This is a genomic window from Picosynechococcus sp. PCC 7003 (genome assembly GCF_001693255.1).
Classification (GTDB): Bacteria; Cyanobacteriota; Cyanobacteriia; order Cyanobacteriales; family MRBY01; genus MRBY01.
The window spans coordinates 1-19,468 of sequence record NZ_CP016475.1 but is presented as its reverse complement, the minus strand read 5'-3'; the positions used below and the strand labels follow the sequence as shown (position 1 = coordinate 19,468).

At 49.6% G+C, this 19,468-nt stretch carries 26 protein-coding genes; 2 read left to right on the top strand and 24 right to left on the bottom strand.

What is annotated here, in order from left to right; genetic code table 11:
• Positions 1 to 4: 4 nt before the first annotated feature.
• The gene (locus tag AWQ21_RS14575) at positions 5 to 3,448 is read right to left on the bottom strand and encodes a plasmid replication protein, CyRepA1 family (RefSeq protein WP_065715422.1); all 3,444 of its coding nucleotides are present in this window, start codon (positions 3,446 to 3,448) and stop codon (positions 5 to 7) included.
• 754 nt (positions 3,449 to 4,202) lie between these two features.
• On the opposite strand from AWQ21_RS14575, the gene AWQ21_RS14570 reads away from it, so the two are divergent.
• Entirely contained in the window at positions 4,203 to 4,682 is a 480-nt protein-coding gene (locus AWQ21_RS14570) for a hypothetical protein (RefSeq protein ID WP_157094804.1), read from the top strand.
• 134 nt (positions 4,683 to 4,816) lie between these two features.
• Here AWQ21_RS14570 and AWQ21_RS14565 read toward each other — a convergent pair whose 3' ends face one another.
• The 21 genes from AWQ21_RS14565 to AWQ21_RS14470 form a co-directional block, all read right to left on the bottom strand.
• Positions 4,817 to 5,650 carry a DNA/RNA non-specific endonuclease gene (locus AWQ21_RS14565; RefSeq protein WP_065715420.1) on the bottom strand — a complete coding sequence of 278 codons (834 nt, stop codon included), beginning with the start codon at positions 5,648 to 5,650 and terminating at the stop codon, positions 4,817 to 4,819.
• A 77-nt stretch (positions 5,651 to 5,727) separates the two neighbouring features.
• Positions 5,728 to 6,015 carry a hypothetical protein gene (locus AWQ21_RS16310; protein WP_157094803.1) on the bottom strand — a complete coding sequence of 96 codons (288 nt, stop codon included), beginning with the start codon at positions 6,013 to 6,015 and terminating at the stop codon, positions 5,728 to 5,730.
• A 56-nt stretch (positions 6,016 to 6,071) separates the two neighbouring features.
• Positions 6,072 to 6,329, bottom strand: a complete 258-nt coding sequence (locus AWQ21_RS14560; protein ID WP_232315160.1) for a hypothetical protein — start codon at positions 6,327 to 6,329, stop codon at positions 6,072 to 6,074.
• Positions 6,330 to 6,808: 479 nt separating this feature from the next.
• A complete protein-coding gene (locus AWQ21_RS14555; RefSeq protein ID WP_065715418.1) occupies positions 6,809 to 7,324 on the bottom strand; it encodes a hypothetical protein in 516 nt (171 codons plus the stop codon).
• On the bottom strand, positions 7,290 to 8,234 hold the full coding sequence (locus AWQ21_RS14550) for a hypothetical protein (RefSeq protein ID WP_065715417.1): 945 nt from the start codon (positions 8,232 to 8,234) through the stop codon (positions 7,290 to 7,292). Before AWQ21_RS14550 ends, AWQ21_RS14555 begins: the two co-directional genes overlap by 35 nt.
• A 101-nt stretch (positions 8,235 to 8,335) precedes the next feature.
• Entirely contained in the window at positions 8,336 to 8,605 is a 270-nt protein-coding gene (locus AWQ21_RS14545) for a hypothetical protein (protein ID WP_065715416.1), read from the bottom strand.
• A gap of 13 nt (positions 8,606 to 8,618) precedes the next feature.
• The gene (locus AWQ21_RS14540) at positions 8,619 to 9,647 is read right to left on the bottom strand and encodes a metal-dependent hydrolase (protein ID WP_065715415.1); all 1,029 of its coding nucleotides are present in this window, start codon (positions 9,645 to 9,647) and stop codon (positions 8,619 to 8,621) included.
• A gap of 269 nt (positions 9,648 to 9,916) precedes the next feature.
• On the bottom strand, positions 9,917 to 10,621 hold the full coding sequence (locus AWQ21_RS14535; RefSeq protein ID WP_232315159.1) for a hypothetical protein: 705 nt from the start codon (positions 10,619 to 10,621) through the stop codon (positions 9,917 to 9,919).
• Positions 10,622 to 10,716: 95 nt separating this feature from the next.
• Complete coding sequence (locus AWQ21_RS14530; protein ID WP_065715413.1) at positions 10,717 to 11,478, bottom strand: hypothetical protein; 762 nt, start codon at positions 11,476 to 11,478, stop codon at positions 10,717 to 10,719.
• A gap of 394 nt (positions 11,479 to 11,872) precedes the next feature.
• The gene (locus AWQ21_RS14525; RefSeq protein ID WP_065715412.1) at positions 11,873 to 12,133 is read right to left on the bottom strand and encodes a hypothetical protein; all 261 of its coding nucleotides are present in this window, start codon (positions 12,131 to 12,133) and stop codon (positions 11,873 to 11,875) included.
• A gap of 89 nt (positions 12,134 to 12,222) precedes the next feature.
• Positions 12,223 to 12,552, bottom strand: a complete 330-nt coding sequence (locus tag AWQ21_RS16305; protein WP_157094801.1) for a hypothetical protein — start codon at positions 12,550 to 12,552, stop codon at positions 12,223 to 12,225.
• Positions 12,521 to 13,309, bottom strand: a complete 789-nt coding sequence (locus AWQ21_RS15960) for a DNA cytosine methyltransferase (protein ID WP_071932305.1) — start codon at positions 13,307 to 13,309, stop codon at positions 12,521 to 12,523. Before AWQ21_RS15960 ends, AWQ21_RS16305 begins: the two co-directional genes overlap by 32 nt.
• A 261-nt stretch (positions 13,310 to 13,570) precedes the next feature.
• The gene (locus AWQ21_RS14510; protein WP_065715409.1) at positions 13,571 to 13,819 is read right to left on the bottom strand and encodes a hypothetical protein; all 249 of its coding nucleotides are present in this window, start codon (positions 13,817 to 13,819) and stop codon (positions 13,571 to 13,573) included.
• Positions 13,820 to 13,904: 85 nt separating this feature from the next.
• Positions 13,905 to 14,135: a hypothetical protein gene (locus AWQ21_RS14505; protein WP_065715408.1), complete on the bottom strand. Its 231-nt coding sequence runs from the start codon at positions 14,133 to 14,135 to the stop codon at positions 13,905 to 13,907.
• 60 nt (positions 14,136 to 14,195) lie between these two features.
• A complete protein-coding gene (locus AWQ21_RS14500; protein ID WP_065715407.1) occupies positions 14,196 to 14,378 on the bottom strand; it encodes a hypothetical protein in 183 nt (60 codons plus the stop codon).
• A gap of 7 nt (positions 14,379 to 14,385) precedes the next feature.
• Positions 14,386 to 14,814: a Rad52/Rad22 family DNA repair protein gene (locus AWQ21_RS14495; RefSeq protein ID WP_065715406.1), complete on the bottom strand. Its 429-nt coding sequence runs from the start codon at positions 14,812 to 14,814 to the stop codon at positions 14,386 to 14,388.
• Between the two features lie 5 nt (positions 14,815 to 14,819).
• Entirely contained in the window at positions 14,820 to 15,002 is a 183-nt protein-coding gene (locus AWQ21_RS14490; protein ID WP_065715405.1) for a hypothetical protein, read from the bottom strand.
• Positions 15,003 to 15,036: 34 nt separating this feature from the next.
• Complete coding sequence (locus tag AWQ21_RS14485) at positions 15,037 to 15,552, bottom strand: siphovirus Gp157 family protein (RefSeq protein WP_065715404.1); 516 nt, start codon at positions 15,550 to 15,552, stop codon at positions 15,037 to 15,039.
• Between the two features lie 65 nt (positions 15,553 to 15,617).
• Positions 15,618 to 16,172: an antirestriction protein ArdA gene (locus AWQ21_RS14480; protein WP_065715403.1), complete on the bottom strand. Its 555-nt coding sequence runs from the start codon at positions 16,170 to 16,172 to the stop codon at positions 15,618 to 15,620.
• A gap of 66 nt (positions 16,173 to 16,238) precedes the next feature.
• Complete coding sequence (locus AWQ21_RS14475) at positions 16,239 to 16,436, bottom strand: hypothetical protein (RefSeq protein WP_062436940.1); 198 nt, start codon at positions 16,434 to 16,436, stop codon at positions 16,239 to 16,241.
• 14 nt (positions 16,437 to 16,450) lie between these two features.
• Positions 16,451 to 16,795, bottom strand: a complete 345-nt coding sequence (locus AWQ21_RS14470) for a hypothetical protein (protein ID WP_065715402.1) — start codon at positions 16,793 to 16,795, stop codon at positions 16,451 to 16,453.
• A gap of 208 nt (positions 16,796 to 17,003) precedes the next feature.
• Here AWQ21_RS14470 and AWQ21_RS14465 point away from each other — a divergent pair, with 208 nt between their 5' ends.
• Positions 17,004 to 17,423, top strand: a complete 420-nt coding sequence (locus tag AWQ21_RS14465; protein WP_065715401.1) for a hypothetical protein — start codon at positions 17,004 to 17,006, stop codon at positions 17,421 to 17,423.
• Positions 17,424 to 18,524: 1,101 nt separating this feature from the next.
• Here the strand turns inward: AWQ21_RS14465 and AWQ21_RS14460 are convergent.
• On the bottom strand, positions 18,525 to 18,788 hold the full coding sequence (locus AWQ21_RS14460) for a hypothetical protein (RefSeq protein ID WP_065715400.1): 264 nt from the start codon (positions 18,786 to 18,788) through the stop codon (positions 18,525 to 18,527).
• Positions 18,789 to 18,829: 41 nt separating this feature from the next.
• Positions 18,830 to 19,468 carry a ParA family partition ATPase gene (parA, locus tag AWQ21_RS14455; RefSeq protein WP_065715399.1) on the bottom strand — a complete coding sequence of 213 codons (639 nt, stop codon included), beginning with the start codon at positions 19,466 to 19,468 and terminating at the stop codon, positions 18,830 to 18,832.

Genomic DNA, 19,468 nt, shown 5'->3' with positions numbered 1-19,468 from the left:
CAACCTAAGCGCTAGATATCTGCCACCGGGAAAACAGACAGGCCATAAACCCTGAGCCTCCGGGCATCGCATCTAACTGCTGGGCCGCCCGCTGAATCGTCGGGAAATGAAATTTCACTACCAGCTTCCATAAAGGTCGGCGATCGCCCCTCGCTAAAGCCATAATTGCGTCCTGGATGGGCCTGAGTATGTCCCAAGACAGGGGTGAAACTGGGTCATCTGGTATCTGGTCTGGGGGAGATTGTTTATTGACCGCTAAAACTGCTGGATTTTGAGGTTTATTTTCTGGGATAGTCTGGCTGGATCTTGAATGTGGGAAAAAATGATCCGCTGGCTGTAACCCTTGCTGAATAGTTGTTTCAGGAACCGGATCATTTTTCTCTATAGATAAATTCTTGGTTTTCCAAAAATGATCCGCTTGACTAGCTATTTTCTTTTCTTCCAGGTCATCAAGGATGATGTTTTGCTCCCAGAATTGAAAGATGGCTTCCCGGTTAATGTCGCCGAAGTCGATGGGAGTGGTGAGAATGCCGTTGAGTTTTTGACGGACGGCTTTACCCTCACCATCCCTAGCCACATCAAGGCCAAGGAGATTCTTCAGGAGGAAGACTGAGATCGCCACGGGGGATTTGCGGGGGCAATCATCCAAACCAAGCCGGAGCTGGCGGGAAAAGTCCTGACGTTGTTTATCGTCATTGAGAATCTGCTTAATGCGCTCAATATGGGAACAATCACTGCTGATGTATCCTCGTTGGAGAATATCAGCTAACCCAAGCTTCCGCATCGCCGCCACAGTGACAGAAAAAGTCATTTGATTTACATCATTCTGAAATAACCTACCTTCATTGCTCTCCCGGAGGAATTTGAGTTTGCGTTCATCCCGCTGTTTAACAGCCTCCTGGGTTTGATTAAGCCAGAAGTGGAGCTGGAGCTTGCGGTAGAAATGGCGTTGGGTGAGGTGGGCCTGGGCGATCGCCTCGGAATCATCGCCATAGAGGGTGAGTAGATCCCCATGAACCTCCGCACATTTTTCGGGGTAGGTCTGGTCAAAGGTGGCCTTAGAAGCCTTTAAATCCTCCCCAAGTTTGGGCTTGCTGGCGAGGATGTCAGCGATGTATTTGCGGATTTGCTTGTGGCAACCATCATCGAGGAGTCTGCGGATTTTCTTGCGCTGGCCTCGGTCACAGAAGGATTGCTCAATGATTTGGTAGCCTTCCCGGTGGAGCTGGGCCATCACAGAGGCTTTGTAGTTCTTACCCAGTTCGTTATTCAAACAAATGCGTTCGGCAAAAGCCTTGAGCCAGGGATTAAACAGCCAGTTATCGCCCCAGTCGCCGAAGGATTGGAGGTGCTGACGGAGGAGTTGACCCTGTTTCGAGTCGTTAAGCAACAATTGCTGCACATTAGTGTGGCCCCCATAGCGTTGGGAGAGACTGTTGGCGGTGCTGCTGATCGCCACTAGGCGATCGCCATCGTTCCTGACCCTACTAAGCTTCTGGAGGAAGGATTCCACGGACTCATTGCCAGCAGCAATACCAATCACCGACTTAAAGTGGTCGCCCTTGATATTCACCCCAGTACCAATCACCGCCGTGGCGATCGCCAACTGGTAGTGATTAAGCACCTCAATATTCTTGGTGATTTTGTAGGCAGGGTGAGCCGGGTCACGGTTGGTATCACTATCGACCCGAATCGTCGAGTTAGCTTGACCAGAGAGGTAATTCTCTAGGGATTGACTGCCAAAGCGACTATTGGCCTTCTGACCTGCCACGGCGATGTAGGTGGGATTATCCGCTTGGAGTTGTTGAGCCGCATAAACCAGAGCATCAGTGGTATCAGAGCAAATAATTGCCTTGCGGTTATGGCGGTACTGCTTACGGATGAGACAGACCTCAGACTTGCGGGATGCGGTGAGGGAAACAGCCCAATCCACGGCAATGGTCTTTAGGTCAGCATCAGCGAGGATGACTTGGTGGGCACTTTCCATCAGTTCACCAATGTAGGCCATCACTGCAGCCCGACGTTCCCGGATAGAAGTGGTGCTGTGGCAGATGTGCTCCAGGATTTGTTCAATTTCATCCCAGAACAGGACAATTTTTTGGCTAGAGAAGTCATAATGCCGCAACTTCAGCACCGAATCCACCACCACACTGAGGCCATTGCTGGGCATCTCTGGGGGTAAAGGACTATCGGCCTCGATGTAGGTCATCTGCCATTCCTTCGCCTTCTCTGCCGCTAAACCGCGACGGTGGGACATTTGAATGGGGTAATACCCAAGGCGACGCAATTTCTCAATGTGCTGGCCTTGCTGGTAGGACTTACCGCAATTCTTCGGCACCTCCAGACCCACCACTCGTGCTTCTGTGGGTAGCGGAATGACATCATCAGGGAGATACTGTGCTCCATCGTTAATAGTGACCGTAGGCGTCACGGTAAAGCGTTGGGTGGCCTTGAGGGTTTTCTCAGCGGCTTCAGCCAGCTTGAAGGGTTGTAACCAGACATTAGGCGATCTGCGCACATAATCCCGCAGACCCTCGTCACAATCGCCTTGAGATTTATCCTGCCACTGGCCCCAGTCCGCAAATTTAAGCGGGGCGATCGCCTTCGCTAATTTGCCGTAACCCGCATAGAGATTTTTCTTCCTGAGATTCTGGCTATCGGCATCAGGGAGGAGGGTAAAGCGCCAAACCTTGTCATAGACCCCTAACAATCGCTGGACAGACTGCTCCCCAAAAATACCCCCAGCCGCACCCACTAGAATCACCTGGGGACTGTGCCGCCATTCCAGGAAAGCGCGGATTAGGGATTTGAGAGCACCTTCACAGAATTTGACTTCGTAGGGTTTTTTCGGATTAAAGTCAGGCGATCGCCACACAAAGAGCGGATTCTCACCTGTTTCCTTGAGTTGATTACGTCCGGCGAAGATCGCCCAATCATATTTGCGCTGGGAACGGTCATCTAAGGCCCGCTGGGCACCGCAAAACATCCCAGTGGCAGAATCTATTGCCGTGATGCCATAACCACCCTGACAGCCAAAGAGCCAGTGCTGGGACAGGGCAAAGTCAATTTCCTGCTGGGTTAAGCCACGTCGCAGGAGGTCAGTGTTTTGGGCCGGGGTTAATTCCGCTGGATATCCAAGAATTTCCTGGTGCCGTACCGGGATGGCGGGAAGTTGGGCCTGTCGTGCCGCTGCCTGGGCTTGGTATTCAGCCCGGAGTTTTGCCAGTGCAGCCCGGTGTTGCTCTGGATCTAGCCCTTTTTCCCGTTCTGGGGCATAGAGGGACTGACCAATTGCTGATTGACCAACAAACCGAAATCCGGGGGGGGGATCGTTGTGACTGAAGCAGTGGATCAGCTCCCCAGATTGCTTACAATCCAGTTTCTGCCTGCCGTTGCGGATACCACCACAGATGGGGCAATCGCCCTTGAGGAGGGTGAAGTTAGCCATGGTTCACCCCCATCCCAGACAGGCAAACAGAAATTTTTTGGCCAAAAGGATCGCCAAATTTCAGCTTAGGGGTTAGCATACAGATACCCCCCGCTTATCGAAATCAATCGAATTTTCGAGCGGAAGACCCCAGCGATGGGGCAAGAATAAAGTCAAAAAAGCATCCTTAATCCCAGGTGTCCAAACTTCGGAAAGGGTGCTTTTTTGCTGCGGACGCAGCTTTAGCATTGTCGTTTTATCTCATTGAATTTGAACGTTTGTAAAGGTTAGAAATCTTAGGGTTAATTAAAAACTTACTATAAATTTCCCGGATTGGCACATCGGGTTTTTTCAATACCTAAATAGAGTCATCAACCCAGTTGCATTCTGGACAATCGAAATGTACCCAATTTCTGTCCATATTAAAGTGATAACCGCAGTTGGGGCAGTGCTCAGTAAACATAGGATGACTGTCTAACATTTTCTGGGCACGTTCTAAATCGACCTCATGGCGATCGCCTATGGGATAGGTAAAACGAGGCATCATATCCCCATCATCTGTAAATTTCCATCCCGATGGTTGCCACTGTTTCTGATACTTCTGATCGGGTCGGTAATCGAGGCATGATGACCCCTCAACCCCTTGTGGGTGTACAGTACAGACGATATACGCGCTGTAGGCGTTGAATTGACAGGAATCACAGTCAGGAATTTTACGCATACAAAAAATCACTCCACCATTAGACTGGATGAGAGTTTATAGTGCTGGATACTAATGTTGAACCGCTCTATTGCCCTCATATCAACAAGCATAGCCTTATCTTCCTGTGTAGCCTGTGTCGAAGAAGGGATTTTTCCTAAACCACTTCAGTATGCTGTGTATCCTAGTCAAACGATTGATGGTGATACTGCTGTTGTTAGAGATCCGACTGATGCCACCAAAACAATCAAGCTGAATCTTTGTGGTATTAATGCTCCAGGGCTTGAGGAAGAAGGAGGAGAGGAAGCTCGACTGGCATTGGTTGATATCTTGATGCAGTCTCAACCCCACTTCACTGTTTATGTGGTGGATCGCGGTGATTTTTCTGGGGATGAGCATAACCATGCCGAAATTTTTTATCTTGGTCAAGTTGATGGCCAAGAGCAAGATATTTTTGTCAGCGCTGAGATGGTACGTCTTGGCCATGCAGTGATTGATGAACAAACAGTTGATAAATGTTTTAATGTCGATGTTCTCAGAGAGTTAAATTCTTAAATCGATTTTTGTTGGGCCATGAAGTGAGATGGTTACTAACCTTAACTTTGGTGTAAGACAAAAATAAAAAGGCTTTCTGAGAAATGTTTAGCCTTTGGTGTAAGACAAAAAATACTGATAACTTCTTGACCTCATTAATTATTTTTGTGGTGTAAGACAAAAATTAAACTGCTTCGCCGCTCAATCTCATCGACAGTCGTTTTACCTTGTCGGAAGTCGGTGCCGCTGGGGGTATCCTGGGGAAAGAGATAGGCTTCAGTCTGGCCGTTGTATTGGATGATGCGCCAAAAGTAATCGGGGATATCGGTGGGTTCATCGGCATTGATCAGTTGTAGGGGCTGACTATCATAGGCAGTGCCCACAATCACATAGACTTCGCCGTGCTGTCTAACAAGATCCCGTTCATATTCTTCGAGTTCTTTCCACGCTCCCCGGTTCAGGCTGGCTTTCTGGGGAGTGATGTTGCTGAGGTAGTTCACCTGTTGCCAGTTCTTACCTCGGAATGATGCCAAGGGTGCTAGATGGCCCCGGTCATAGTTGCCCCATTTGTAAGCTCCGCGAAAGTCTTCGGGTTCGAGGGTCTGGTCACGGGCGATCGCCGGATCTGCTTCCCATTCCCGGTCTTGGTCAGAACTGCCAGTGATGGTGGCTCGGTCTAAGCGGAAAGCAACCCAATCAGCAAACTTGGTGCGGTCATTGGAACTGAGACAGTAGATATCACGCACCACTAGATCATTAGTGGCTGGGGTTCCGATGGGTAAACCATTAGGAAGATGAACAGGGCAAGGGTTATTGCTGGCGCTTCCTCCGGGGACAGCGGAGCTGCGCGCCTCATTGGGTTCTGTGGGGGGTTCGTAATTTTGTGCGCCAAAAAAGACTAGGCCAATGCCAATCAATAAAGGGATAGCTCGGATGGGATGCTTGATGATTGATTTGGCTAAGGCGATCGCCCATTTGATGTCTCTCATGGATGCTGCAATATTGACTCTCTCCATTATCTAGGGAGACTGCCAAAAAAAAGGGGGCGAAGCCCCCAGCAGAACAACTAGCGAGAAACAGGAACCGAAACAACCCAGACCGGGCCAGCAGAAGAACAGACCCCAGGGCGCACCCAGACCGGAACCCCGACCAAGCGGGAAGCCCGGAACCCGAACCGAGCCGCAGCACCAGGGGAAGCGAACTCAGCCCAGACCACCGAGCCAGAGAAAGCCCGGAACGAGCCGCGCACCGACCAACCAACACAGCCGCAGGACAGAGCAAGGCCAGAAACACGGCGGAACGGAACCAGAACACGGGAACCAGAACGGCCAACGGAAAAAGAACGACGAATCACGACAAAAACCTCAGACGAGAAGAACAACAAAGGGGGACAAGCCCCCAGCAGAACAACTAGACAAGAACACCGGCACGACGCAGCCGACCGACCCGGGCCGACAACGCCCCACCAGAGAGCGGACGACCAGACCGAGAAAGCAGCAAGCAACAGGACGAGGGGACGACAGCCGCCCGCACCGCCAGGGAACAAGCAGGGCCGCAAACAACCACGGGCACCGAACGAGAAACAGCCGGGGCCGAGCCAGCAGAACCGGAACGACCAAAGACAACGAGAAACAGCACAGAAACGAGAAACCAACAGAACAAAAACACGGGCAAAACCCCCAAAAAACAACAACGCGGCCACACCGCAAGAGGGTTTTCTGCCCCGCTCAGTAGCCTTTGGCAATTCAGTAACGACCAGCGGAAAGCCCGGAGTGCGCGAGAAAAATGCACCCTGGCCGCGCGGAAAATAACCTCGCCAATACACCAGCAACCGTGCCTCTGGAAGTCGCGCATGGGGCCAGACCGAAATCAATATCAGCGCCGCAGCTCGGTATAGGCTTTGTAGCGGGTATTTAGCGGGGAAAATAAAAAACCTGTGTGGTCTCAATAACCTGTGGCGAGGCAGTGAACTTTTCGGGAGTATGCAAGTTCGCCAGTATAAAGCCCCCTTGGGGGCACGTGCCCTTCGCGGCGTAGAGCGATGTGTTTATAAACCGCGCATGGCGCACGATATTTCAAGAACTAGGGGAAAAATGAAAAATCCTTGGGCTGTTGGATACCCAAGGAAGTCTGTCAGTGTTTTTGTTCTACTGTTCATCTTCGCAAATATTGTTAATCTTTGCGGTTAGGTTTTCTTTTTCTGCGGTTAGCTGGGCCAAACGATTCTGAAAGTTGAGATATTCGGCAGGGCTGCCCTGGCCCCGTTGGAAGTAGATTTCAAAAAGTTGAAGGCGTTTTTGCTCGGCCATTAATTCTGCTTCTAGGTCGGCCAGTTGATCAAGGTCGGCTTGGATTTGTTCGGCGATCGCCTTTTTCCTCATCTCAGTCCTGATATCGGCTTCCACTAGATTGAGTCGGCTGGCATCAGCTTGGGCTTCGGTGGTGCGGATTTGTAACTCGGCCCGTTGGCGATCGCCACCCCCAAGGAGATTTTGCAGAATACCGATGGGATTGGGGTTTAACCAAGTCGTCCAGCGGCGATCGCGTTGGTAGTCAACAGAAGCTTCAAGATTTTCAAGGCGAGATGCTTCCACATTTTTAGCCTGGACAATCAGTTGTAAATCAGGGTCATTCTCGATTTGGCACTGGGTCAGGGTCGCCAAGTCGTAGGGTAATTTCGGCGTTGATTGTGCCTTCACTCTGGTCAAGCCACTTGATGCGACGGATAGTGCCAGCATAAGGACTGCGGACGGTAGAAACTTCAGAAAGCTGCTTTTCAACATCGGCGAGTTTGGTGTTGAGGTCAGAGAGTTGGTAGGCGCGGCTGCGCTGTTGGTTCTCGAACTCTTGTAATTGTCGTTGGTAGGCAAGGGCGTTGGCATTGGCACGCTCAATCCGTTCGGCGATCGCCAAGGAAGAAAGATATTCCTGGTGTTGCCGTTGGGCCTGGGCATCCTTGAGGTTAGCGACTGCTTTGTTGAGTTCAAGTTGGGCGGTCTGTTGGTCAACTTTTAGGGCTTCGAGCTTGGCAGTTTCGTGGGTGACAAGTAAAGGCTCATTAAGCTGGGAGATTTCTTCAATGAGGGATTTTTGGTTGGCGATCGCCAATTTTGCCAATTCTAATTTGGTGGTGGCCTGGGCGATATTTGCTTTGTGGCTTTCGTAACTGACGGGGGGCAACCCTGCCACTTCTGGGACGGTGCGCGGTGGTAAGGGTCGGGAAATTTCCAAGGTATTGAGTCGCGCGATCGCCAGTTGTAATCTTTGCTTCTCTACCAGAAGGCGATCTCGATCCTGGGGGCGATCGGCAATCACTTGATTGATGCTGACTTCATCTCCTTCCTTCACCTTGAGGTCGTCTAGTTCAGTGAGTTTGACCTTGAAGGTATAGCGGCTAGGACTGTTGGCAACCACTGACTCCACCTCTGTTTCCTCCGGCTCGTTCTGTTGGGCGATGGAACCGAGGGGGAGGAGAAAGGCACCGAAACTCATAAAAATCACCATCACTGAAAATAAGTAGCGGATGGGTTCACTGGGTTTGAGTTTTTGTAAGGCAAAATTCAGCATCGGCATTCATCTATTTTTCCCATTCAACCAAGCTTATCAAGGGTTGGACACCCCTCTAACTCCCCTCCAGGGGAGAAGGTTTTTGTGCTGCATAAAATACCGTGCCGTTAAAACTCTTGATCGAAATAATCAGCGTCTACGTCAAAGGCGGGATTGTTGCCCAACTCAAGCACTGCTCTTGCTGTGGGGATTTCTTTGGACAGTGTTCCAATAAAAGAGTCGATTAGCTCTTGGGCGATCGCCCGACTGTCGCCATCAACGTACCGCTGGGCAACTTGCAAATGGGAGATAAGCACAAAAAACTGAGTTGCATTCAGGCCCAGGATGAAGGTTTCCTTGCATTCGAGAATTTGGTCAAGAAATGATTTGTCGTCCATGTTTCACCTCAAGTTAAAAAGTGGGGGCTGGGGTAAACACCTTAAACTCCAACTGGCCGATTGCCCATTGACCCTCCAGAACAGGAATGACCTGATTGGTGTCGGCATAGTTGAAGGCAATGCGATCTCCGTAGGGCGTTAGGGGTTGGGGGAGTGAACCGGGTAACTCTTCAGGGAAGTCGATCGCCACATTGCCAGAAATAAGGACAAGGCCATTGGGGTAACGCTGGGAAATTTCCCGCAGCACCTCATCCAACGGTTCATCATTAAAGCCCTGGGTAAAGGTTTCAACGGTTTGCTCATCGCCAATGTCTAGGCGTACCAGGGTCGGCAAAATATCTCCTGTTTCACCAACTTTATAAACCCCCTGGCCATCAGTAACGATGTACCCACCATCCTCGGCCACAATAAAAAAGGTTTGATTAACGGGGCGGCGATCGCTAGCCCAGACTCCCTCCACATGGAGCCAAGTTGCATTGGTGGCAGCTTTGGCATTGTATTCCCTGATGCTATGGTCTTTGAGGTTTAGCGTGCGGCTGGCAACATCCCGAAAACCACCATTGCCCAACAGGTTCAGATTTAAGAACAAAATTAGTACAGCGATCCCCAAGACCCAATATTCTGCTTTACCTCCGGTCTTCATGCGTCGTTTTGGATTCATGCCGCAGACGCACCACGCCTGCAAGGGATAGAACAGTTGCACGCCCTGCTTCGTGAAGGTATCGGAGAAGATAGCGAGAAAGTGACCCAGGGGTAAGGCGATCGCCCAGGGGGTCGGGATACCGAGGAAATACCAAAGTGCTCCGGCGATCGCACTGAGGACGGCATTGAATAGAAGACAGTGGGTAATCGTCCGGTGGGGGTAACGGTCTTCAAGCCAATGGGACACAGGAAAAAAGACCTGACCCACGAGGCTATGGGAGCTGTCGAGGTCAGGAATTTGTGAGCCGATAATTGCCAAGCCTAGCACCACTGGGTCAGCGGTTTGCAACAGTAGGGTGGTGCCACAAACGCCAATAATGGCATGGGTCACACTCATCATGGTTCATTCCTCCTGGGTTTTACACCCCTCTAACTCCCCTCCAGGGGAGAATTTTTCCAGTTTTTTTGTGCGCCATAAAATACGCAGACGCTGATCGTCTTTGGTGTAAGACAAAAAATACCTGAGCGGCGATCGCGATCGCATTTTTGTAAGGCATAAAATACCCAGGTGATGATCCTGTTTGGTGTAAGACAAAAAATACCCCCTCTGCCTATTGGCATCTCCCCAGAGGGGAGAACACCCCTCTAGCTCCCCTCAAGGGGAGAAGTTTATTGACCATATTTCCGCCTCGTTCCTCGGATTTTGCCAATCTGCCGCAGCATCACGCCCAACACCAGGGCAATGCCACCAATGACATACAAACCGCGATCGCCAGTGCCCAAACCAATAAAGCGGACGATGGAAAAGGCCATTAAAGCCGAGATGATGATTGGACTAATATCGAGATATAAACTGTGCTCCGGCTCTGGATTCAAGCCCAGCTTCTCATTCCTGACTGCCTTTCTCGCTAGGAGAGGATTACGGCCAGCAACGGTTAACAGCTTGGCAATCTGGTGGTCAGTGAGAGATAAGTCATTTTTTTCAGCTTCCTCCAGAATGACGCCTCGAATGGCATCAATGGAGGGGCGTTCTAATTCCACCTCCAGCATTTGCAGGTAAATATCCCGCTTAATCACCGCGACGGCGATCGCCACAACAATCACCTTACCCATACGCATGAGAGTTTCCAGCCAATAGCGAATGGAGGCTGGCAACCGCTTTGCTTCCGGGATAATCAGCAGGCTACCCTTCTCAATTTCTTGGGCTAACTTTTCTTTGATTTCATCCGCCGTCAGTTGGCGATCGCCAATCACCTCCCCGTCTTTGTTGTACTTGGGTTCAACGGTGTCCACGCGAAATTGTTTCGCCAGCTCCATGAGAAAAGTTTTAGTGCTGCCTTGGTAAGCAACAATCGCCCAGGGTTCGATATCCACCGCAGCGGCGATCGCCTCTGGTAGTCCCTCAAATAAACCCGCTTCCCCCAGGACAAGACAGTGATGACCTTCCTGAATGATGGAAATGATTTGGCTTAGGTTTTCTGGATTGACCCGCTGCGATATTTGGTAAGGATCTGGCTGGCGATCGCGGCGGGATTGGCTAAAGGGTCACGGATCGCCCTCCGGGTCTGTTCAATCTTGCGGCGTAAATCTTCCGGTAGATCATCCTCGGTCATCTGCTCAACAAGGTGGGCCATGACCAATTCCGGTTGAAGAATTTGCTTCGCTTTCTTGGCCTGGGCAATGCGAATGAGAGCATCAAAGTCAGTCTCGTCAGAAAGATCCAAGTTCTCTACAGAAGGCTCAGAAAGTAGGTCATCTACTTCATATAAAACAGGGCTCAGTGGACTATCTGAGGTATCTTCCACTGGACTCATTGGACTGCTATCAGAATCATTGACTGGACTGTTAGTAAGCTCATCAATAGACTCTATTGGACTTTCATCAGACTCAGCCAAAGATTCCGTTGGACTCTCCAGGTGATTACCCTCATCATTGCCCAAACTTTCCAGTTGAGATTCTGCTGGATTTATGGCAGTGGAATTATGACTTTCCACCGGCATTGAGTCAGAAGTGTCCACTTTAGATTCCAACGGCTTCTTAGTCGTTTCCGACGAAGATTCCAGTGGAGAATTCAAGGATTCTTTATAGGCCAATAAAATGTCCAGTTCCGCTTGGGTGATGGTAATTCGCCCATCTCGCTTAATCGGTTGGACACCAGTGGCTTTGAGGTACTGGTAGTAGCGAGACTTTCCAATACCCAGTTTCCGTTGGACTTCTTGCCGGTCGTACATGAAAAAATTTTTATTTTCTATAGATCCATAATATGGCTGCATTTCCCGGTGGACTTTCCACTGGAAATTCCAGCTCTACTTAAGGATAACCGGAAACACAGTGGACACATAATTCCACTCTCCCCAGGGATAATGGCAGTGGACAGGGATAGAAACCTAATAGCGACTGGAAAAATCATAAGCAGTAGAATTTAGCATTTCCACTCATCTCGATATAGGTGGAAAGTTAGTTGAGAATCTTGGCGATCGCCTCATTGATATTTTATGGCGCACAAAAAAGAACACTGATTTCAAGGGACAGAAAAACATGGCCTGAAATTTTGCGCCAAGGGCGTTCCCTCCGGGGACAGCGAAGCTGCGCGCCTGCACGGTATTTTATGCAGTACAAAAATCCTTATTCAAAATACTCTTCGGTGATTTTGACCCCTGGCTGGTTCCCTTGCTCAAGTAGTTTTCCGGCTTCTGGAATTGATTGGGAAACAGCATTGATTAGTTTCGTCACAAGATTTTGAACCATAAGGCCACTTTCACCACGAATCCAGTGTTGTGCTGTCTGGAGGTAGGCAACGAGCACGAATACCTCAAAGGCACTTAAGGAGAGCGTGATTTTGGAGTCGTGGTTGATCAAGGATTGAAGAATGTCGTTGTTGTTCATCTGTCTGCACGATTATTTTTTGTCTTACACCACATCCAGAACTGGACGGATTTTAGAAATTGAGGCGGGAATTTTTGTCTTACACCAGATTATTCAAGCCTGCCTGTCTCAATAAAGTTCAGGATGCGAACCACATTTTGATTGGCTTGGATCAATTGATGTATTGCTGCAACTTGCTGAAATTTGATGCGTTTTGATCTCGTTGACCATCGTTGCTGCTTCTCCTGCCACTCTCTCCATTGATAAAACCAGCGATAGTGATGGGGATAATCGAGGGCAATATCTTTGGGTACTCGTTCTCCTTGGATGATGGGATAGGTTTTGCCTCGGCGAGTTTCGGTGAAGGGGACTAAACAACCAGAGGCTTTTCCACTACTGCCCCGTGGTCTACCGCGCCTTTTGTTGGTGGTGCCAGTCAACGAAGTGGAGAGCGATCGCCGCTTGGGCTGGGGTGACAGTTTTTCCAGCGAGGCGTCTGACATCGTTACGTCCTTTGAGGCCACTGGGAACGAGGTAGGCAGTTGGGTGAAGCGTTGTCCAGTGATTGAGCTGAAGAGATGCCATGGAAAACCCATGTACATCGCCATCGCCTCTGGGCTGAATTGATAGCCAGGGGGAATAACGCCTAATTGCTTCAGCCTTTGTTCTAACTTCGTCTGACCAGCATTGCGGGTCGTGCCCTGTCCTGTGGTCAAGGTAGGCAATAATAAACGTTCTTTCCCGTCGGTGGGATGCGCCGAGTTCACTAGCGGCGATTGTAAAACCCGTTGTTTGATAGCCAGCCATTCGGCATCCCCCAAGGATTGCTCGTAAACCTCTAGTGGCAATGCCCACAGGTTGCTCCCAGATGAAATATTGGGGTCGGACTTGGCACATAATGCGTAATCCTTCGCGCCATAACTGTGATTCGGGGTGATGGAGTCCGGTTTTGCTGCCTGCGTGGGAAGTTCCGGTGCAGGGGAAGCCGCAGGTGATGAGGTCGAATTCTTTTTGTTGGGGGTAGTAGGTGCGGATGTCTTTGTGAATGGTGACTTTGGGGAAGTAGTTGGAATAGACGGCGATCGCCTGTTCGTCGATGTCGCAGTAGTCTGTGGTTTTGATGCTTTCGGAATAATATTTGGCGATCGCATGGGAGAAGCCCCCAATGCCGCCGAAGAGTTCGCAGTGTCTGAGCATTGTTGTAGATCGTTCAGATAGTCGAGTAATGGCATCCCAGGTTCTGGTGGGAGGGATTTTAGCCACTGCTCAAATCTTTCTTCACCCATGTCTATGCACCCTGAAAAAAAGGGAACCTCCGTAAAGAATATGTATAGGTGTATACAAAAGATACGGAGGTATTATAGATAGACAGATATACAAAAATCAACACCAAGAGCAATCAGGTTCAGCACTTCACTGTTCCCAGAAAACACCTGACTTAACAAATGAATTGGGTACTTAGACGTCGCCTAATTCCTGCTTAATTTCTTCTAGGAGGTCAGGATGCTCACGAATGACTTTCATGAGGATGCTCCTCAGTAAGGGAGTGTTTTTACTGCCATCCTCTTTCAGTAGTTTTTCCGCAATGTCCACGGGTAATCTGACGCCAAAAACAGAAGGGTACATTTCTTCATTTTTTTTGAGGTCGCCATATTTTGCACGGGCTACTTCCTGAAATTTTTTAGGGAGAGTGTCTAGTTTTGACATGGCTTTTCCTCTAGTTAACAAGTCTATTCTACTGTTTAGCAGAGTGAATGAGTGGCCCAAAAAGAGCTAAATGCTGCTACGGGGATCATGCACCACAAACGTCTTGGTGTTCTGCCAATGCAATTTCAAGCATTGCTTCGAGAATGCCTTCCTTAAATGCTTGTTTGATTAGGGGTGGGGCGTTAAGAATTTGGGGGGTTGCTTGGTGGTCAAGAATAAATCGCTTGAATGCTGTGGGGTCATCATCTAGGCTGAGTTCAGTGAGAGCGGTGCGGGTAAACTCGTGGCCGAGGGCTTTAGCTGTGCTTGTATCCATATCATTTGTATCAAGGGGAAATGGGGCAGTTTTGCGACGTGCCCGGGTCGATTAGGCTATTTATTCACCAAGGATTGTTTTTAGAGCGTTTTTGACGCCTTTCATAGTAGCGAAGTAAGCTCCTTTTTCTGTGAGTCGGAGTTGGCGATCACCATTAATCGTAACGGTGTGGGTTTCTTTGCAAATAGAGTCAACCTGTACGAGCTTAATGGTTAAATCGTGAGTGAGGAAATAAGCTTGCATGGGTCAATTACTGGTAGAGGTAGAGTCCTAAGCCAAACTTTGCGCAGGCTCGCCGGAAAGCCATACTCTCGGCGTTACTCGACGGATCGCCATAGGGGTGTTCAACAACTTCTCCGGTGCGCTTCACCAGTTTGAGCGTTTCGGTGCCAGTGGCTTCACGGTATATGTTTCCCTCGGCCACAGTGAGGGTTAATCTTCCTGTAAGGAAAAGGCGATCGCCGCTGGCTTGAATGGTGACAATTTCCCAAGTCCAGCCGGGGCAATATTTATCAAGGATTTTGACGGCATTGTGCCAGGGGAGATAAGTGATATTCCGGTCTTTTGTGCCAAGCATGGATGCGGGAATAGGTCGGGATAATGTTTCAATGGTTTGCTTCAATGTCCATTCACCGATGCTACTGGGGCGTTGGGTTTGAGGGCTTGTGATGGTGGTCATAGTATTTATTCTTCCAATAAAATTTCTTCTGCTTGTTCAAAAAGTTTGTAGAGTCGGGTAGTGCCAGGTTTACCAAGGGCTTCTTCTACATTCCAGGTACGGGAATAGTGCTGCTCGATGTAGTTACGGAGTTTGATAAGCTCCTGGGCCATGGCTTTAGCGTTGGGTTTGTTCATGGGATTGGTCATGCCCCCCACTGAGGAGGGCTAAGTTTACGGCAGGTTACTTAATACGAATGGACTGACCTCGTTCGCCAAGGTGGGCGATCGCCTGGGCTGTCTCGTCGCCTGCTTCAATGGCCTCACGGATTGCGGTGGTGTCGGGTTCGATGGTGACTTTTTGGAATTGTTGGGGTAGGTCTTCCACATTGAGATCTTCCCGTAAAATCAGGGGTGCTTTCCCACCATTTTTCGCAATGGTCACTCGATGCCGTTCTGTGTCCAGGCGTTTGATGTCGAGGGATTGCAGGTGGGTTTGCAGTAAAGTCTTGAGGCGTTTGGCTTTGCTTTCATCATTGCGAGCAAGTTCCTGGATCTGCTTGGCTCGGTCTTTGCGGGCGATCGCTCTCGCTTGTAGTTCCTGGATCAGTTCGACATAGTTATCAACCTTGGTCTTCAAGTCAGCTTGGGAGTCTGCAAGGAAATTAAGGATCGTCTGTTCTTGGTTTTGGTCGTCGGCATTGTCCAGAAGTTCTTCGAGTAGGCGAATGTCTGCGGTGATTTCAAATAAAGTGTTCATGATTTTTCCTGAAAAGTAAATGTTTGGGATAGTGCCCCCAAGGTGGGGGCTAGGCTTTGGGGGGATTACTGGTAAGCGAAAACGTAGATCTGATAATTGGGGGCTGGCTCCGCAAAGTAGTCATTAATGAACCAGTCACGGGCGATCGCTTCAAAGTCGATATAGCCCAGGTTCATTCCTGCTGCTTCCCAAGCGTCAAGGGTTCCGCATTCGTCTAGCATCTCCATGACAAAATCTTTTTTACTGTCATAGGTGCCGCGATAGTCTTCCTCAAACCGGGCGACAGTATCCGCTACGCGATCGCCATAGGTGACGGTTGAATAATAGGCGGCAAAGGCTGGGCCATGGTCGGCGATCGCCTGGGCTAGGGCTGATACAGTCTCGAAAGGTTCCCACTCGCTAAGGCGGATACCCTCGAAACCCTCGTAATCATGTATGGCCCATTCTTCGCAAATGTCGCCAATTTTCCAAGCGGGAGAAGTCTTGAGCATTTCTCGCACTTCTTTGCGGATGTCTTCGGCGTCTTGGTCTGCATCAATCCAAGCCCCATGTAAAAAACCGTTGTTGTAGGCCGCAAGGCAAGCGACATAGATCCGAGGGGTATCGGTTAAAGTAAGCATGATTTTTAATTCCTAAAATTCTGAAAAGTTGAAGCGGTAGGGGTGGGGGACAATGCCCCCAATGAACTAAAAGGGCAGATCCTCTAAGGGGATAAATGCCGTGCTTTTGGGATGTTGCTTAAAAAGAGCGATTACTGCTTTCCCGTGGTCAACAATGGCCGGGCGATCGCCGCGTCGGATGATCACAATAGGCTCGGCAAAATCAGCAGGGTGGGGGCTAGTGGTTAGGTGGCCGCCCTGGGAATCATGGACGAAATAAAGCATCACTAATCCCTCCCCTAGTAAGGCAACCAATCAGAAGGAAACAGGTCACAGCAAGGATATTTAATCTCTAAGCTGTGCGCCTCAAAATAACTGCAACCATAGGCAAGGTCACGCCATTCGTCCTCGATGTCTGCGTTGGTGAGGGGCTGGGAAAACTCCATGTCTGATTCGGCGCAAATTTCCCCATGAAAACTGGTAACAGCGGTAAAGCTGAAACGATAACGGGTATTCCAGCAAACTCGAACCCCTGCCGGAAGTTCTTCGTCTCTAGTCTCGAATTGGTAGCGGCCAATCGTCGTGTTATAGGCCGTCCGGTCAGCCATCTCCGATAGCTGCCGTAAAATATCTAAAGCAGTCATAACTAACTTGTCCTTAGTTGTGGTTGTTAGGGCTTGGGGGGAAGGTAGGATTTCCCTCCTTGCCTGCTTCTATTATAGCCGTAAACCACCTTGTTAACAAGCAAAAACACTCAAATAACCCATAAGAAAAACTGATGTATAAAGCAGGTAATACACCTAGTTAACAAGGTAAAATATAGAGGTAGCTAGTAAAGAGAGAGAACAAGCTATGCTCGCATTCAGCGGCCCTAGAAAACTCACACCACAAGAGACCAAACAAGTGCTAAACCTACTCCCCGCAAACCCTCCAGCGGTCGGAGTGGGAGATGCTAAAGGGCTAGACGCCCTAGTAGCAGAACACTACACAGAAAAAACAGACCTCACCATCTACCATGTGGAAGGCCGGGAAAGATGGCAGTTCGCCGCCCGCAGTCAACGCATGGTAAACGACGCCACCGAGCTAATCGCTTTCCCTAACAAACCCTGCCCGGAAACCTGCACCCCCACAAAACCCTTCAGCGGCCACGGGAGCGGCACCTGGGGAACTATCGCCTATGCAATCAAAAAAGGGCTAAAGGTGACAATCTACCCTCTCGACGGTAGCCAAGCACCGAGCTGGGCAGAACAAAGACAGCTAACTCTGATCTAAACCCGCAGGGCCGCAAGGCCCACAAGCGGCAGGGGGGCCACGGCACAAACCAACAGCCCCCAGGCGAAAAAACAGCCGGACAGGAACCACAGGCAACCCGCACCTAGACAACACACAAGAGGACAAAAAAACACGCTGCGCGCGCCCCTACCCCCTCTAACCCACCCCTCTCTCTCTTTCTACTAGCGACGTGCCGCCCAAGAAAAAGAAAAAGCACGCCACAAACGCCGGGATAGGGACGTAGCTTGCTTAGGCCCCAACGTATAAAAACTGCCCGACAGCCAACGATCGCCGACGTAGGAGGCCAACGTAAAAAGACACGGGCTAACGCACTCCGGCGGACTGGTGTTGCTAAAATGCCTTTTCGCGGCTAAGGAAGCGTAATTACGCCGCGATCGTGCGGCATCCTTATTTCTAGCCTGTCGCTCCGCCTATACTTACCAGTAACGGGAAGGGGTTGGGCAAGTAGCTGTTTTCTTGGCGGCAAGTAACCTTTGGGAACAGGACTATCTGGGGCAGCAGGATAAGACTTGGTGGGCAGTGGGCGAACGGTAGGCAATAACCCCCATGGGGACGGGTAAAGCGGCTGAAAGCGGCTTTTGAAATATTAGAGACAATCGTCATCGGCGCATCTGCGCGGACGACTCCTGATTTCCTGTCCCCCGAACTTAAACCAGGGGACTATGGCCATGGTTTTTGTGCGCCATAAAATAACCTCCGGCGATCGCAGTTTCCCTATTTTTCAGAGAGCCTCAACATTGACCCGATGTCAGCTATAGATTCAGACAATTAAAAAGGTGCGGGATTATACTGGGAAAGACCAAGCAAGTGATTACGTGCTTACTTAATTACTTGATTCTTTTTGAAGACTAGAAAGCAGCTATTATTCCTCGATGACGCAGTTGGATTTTTCCAACAAAGGTACATAACGCGACATAGAAATTTAAGCACAACCTTTAAAAGAGATTTACTTGAGCGGCATTAGACCTTCTGGACATGAGGATATTCTAAGCCGCAGGTTTCTAAGACCAGTGACATAAACTATATGTTCTCTTCGAGAAAACGTTTCCACTTATTCACGTAATCACTTATTCACTTGGTTCAGTAATCACGTGCTTTCATCCACTCTTCAGCGGCTTCCCGTAAGATCTCATTCATGCTTCGATCGCTGTCAAAGGCGGCATATTTCAAGCGTTTGTACTGAGCACTAGCCATATCAAAGCTGATCCGATGGGGATATTTTTTACCCTGCTGTTTATCTTCGGGGGCTTCGGGCTGAGACGGTGGGAGAGTAACTGCTTCATTAGTAGTAAGTTCTGGGTCTGTGCCTCCTTTGTTAATCCATTCGTCAGCGGCTTGAGGCATTGGGTTAGATTTTGGATTTCGAGCAATACGGCTTTTCTTCGCTACCATTTTTTAACCTCCATTAATTTCAAAATGTCTTTGGCAAATTTCAAAACTTCTTTTGAGGCAGAACTTGTCGCCGACATTTCCATGACGGTATGGCCAGATGAGGACTCACTAAACGCTACCCGTTGGGCGATCGCCTGCGGTAGTGTGGGAAGGTCATATTCAGATAAAGCCTCTTCCACATCACGACCAATAACAGTATTGGGAATGCGACGGTTAATGATGAATGCGGCTTTGATATCTGGTTTAAATCCTTGGGCTTCATCGATGAGGATGACGGTTTCTGATGCTGCCCAAACATCGTAGGAACTGGGCTGGACTGGAATCAACACCAAATCAGCGGCAAGGATCGCTGTTCGAGCTAGGGCACTAACCCGTGGGGGCGTATCAATCACCACATGGTCATAGTCTTTGGCGATGTCAGGCAAATCTCGGTGCAAAGTATTTCGTGCCATCCCAATTACAGTAAAGGGCGGCTTTTCTTCTCGTGCGGCTGACCAGCCTTGAGCACTTCCTTGGGGATCGGCATCGACTAACAAAACTCGTCGCTTTGATAGGGCGATCGCATGGGCGAGATGGATTGCCAAGGTTGATTTCCCGCTCCCGCCTTTAAGGGAACTGAGGGTAATAATCAT

Excerpts from the sequence above, each read along its gene's own strand:
- AWQ21_RS14495 (WP_065715406.1), bottom strand. The coding sequence starts at position 14,814 with ATGACCACCATCACAAGCCCTCAAACCCAACGCCCCAGTAGCATCGGT.
- AWQ21_RS15960 (WP_071932305.1), bottom strand. The coding sequence starts at position 13,309 with ATGCTCAGACACTGCGAACTCTTCGGCGGCATTGGGGGCTTCTCCCAT.
- AWQ21_RS14550 (WP_065715417.1), bottom strand. The coding sequence starts at position 8,234 with ATGCCGATGCTGAATTTTGCCTTACAAAAACTCAAACCCAGTGAACCC.
- AWQ21_RS14530 (WP_065715413.1), bottom strand. The coding sequence starts at position 11,478 with ATGTACGACCGGCAAGAAGTCCAACGGAAACTGGGTATTGGAAAGTCT.
- AWQ21_RS14490 (WP_065715405.1), bottom strand. The coding sequence starts at position 15,002 with ATGACCAATCCCATGAACAAACCCAACGCTAAAGCCATGGCCCAGGAG.
- AWQ21_RS14540 (WP_065715415.1), bottom strand. The coding sequence starts at position 9,647 with ATGATGAGTGTGACCCATGCCATTATTGGCGTTTGTGGCACCACCCTA.
- AWQ21_RS14480 (WP_065715403.1), bottom strand. The coding sequence starts at position 16,172 with ATGCTTACTTTAACCGATACCCCTCGGATCTATGTCGCTTGCCTTGCG.
- AWQ21_RS14570 (WP_157094804.1), top strand. The coding sequence starts at position 4,203 with ATGTTGAACCGCTCTATTGCCCTCATATCAACAAGCATAGCCTTATCT.
- AWQ21_RS14500 (WP_065715407.1), bottom strand. The coding sequence starts at position 14,378 with ATGCAAGCTTATTTCCTCACTCACGATTTAACCATTAAGCTCGTACAG.
- AWQ21_RS14525 (WP_065715412.1), bottom strand. The coding sequence starts at position 12,133 with ATGAACAACAACGACATTCTTCAATCCTTGATCAACCACGACTCCAAA.
- AWQ21_RS14575 (WP_065715422.1), bottom strand. The coding sequence starts at position 3,448 with ATGGCTAACTTCACCCTCCTCAAGGGCGATTGCCCCATCTGTGGTGGT.
- AWQ21_RS14485 (WP_065715404.1), bottom strand. The coding sequence starts at position 15,552 with ATGAACACTTTATTTGAAATCACCGCAGACATTCGCCTACTCGAAGAA.
- AWQ21_RS14465 (WP_065715401.1), top strand. The coding sequence starts at position 17,004 with ATGCTCGCATTCAGCGGCCCTAGAAAACTCACACCACAAGAGACCAAA.
- AWQ21_RS14545 (WP_065715416.1), bottom strand. The coding sequence starts at position 8,605 with ATGGACGACAAATCATTTCTTGACCAAATTCTCGAATGCAAGGAAACC.
- AWQ21_RS14470 (WP_065715402.1), bottom strand. The coding sequence starts at position 16,795 with ATGACTGCTTTAGATATTTTACGGCAGCTATCGGAGATGGCTGACCGG.
- parA (WP_065715399.1), bottom strand. The coding sequence starts at position 19,468 with ATGATTATTACCCTCAGTTCCCTTAAAGGCGGGAGCGGGAAATCAACC.
- AWQ21_RS14510 (WP_065715409.1), bottom strand. The coding sequence starts at position 13,819 with ATGTCAAAACTAGACACTCTCCCTAAAAAATTTCAGGAAGTAGCCCGT.
- AWQ21_RS14565 (WP_065715420.1), bottom strand. The coding sequence starts at position 5,650 with ATGAGAGACATCAAATGGGCGATCGCCTTAGCCAAATCAATCATCAAG.
- AWQ21_RS14460 (WP_065715400.1), bottom strand. The coding sequence starts at position 18,788 with ATGCCTCAAGCCGCTGACGAATGGATTAACAAAGGAGGCACAGACCCA.
- AWQ21_RS14475 (WP_062436940.1), bottom strand. The coding sequence starts at position 16,436 with ATGCTTTATTTCGTCCATGATTCCCAGGGCGGCCACCTAACCACTAGC.
- AWQ21_RS14505 (WP_065715408.1), bottom strand. The coding sequence starts at position 14,135 with ATGGATACAAGCACAGCTAAAGCCCTCGGCCACGAGTTTACCCGCACC.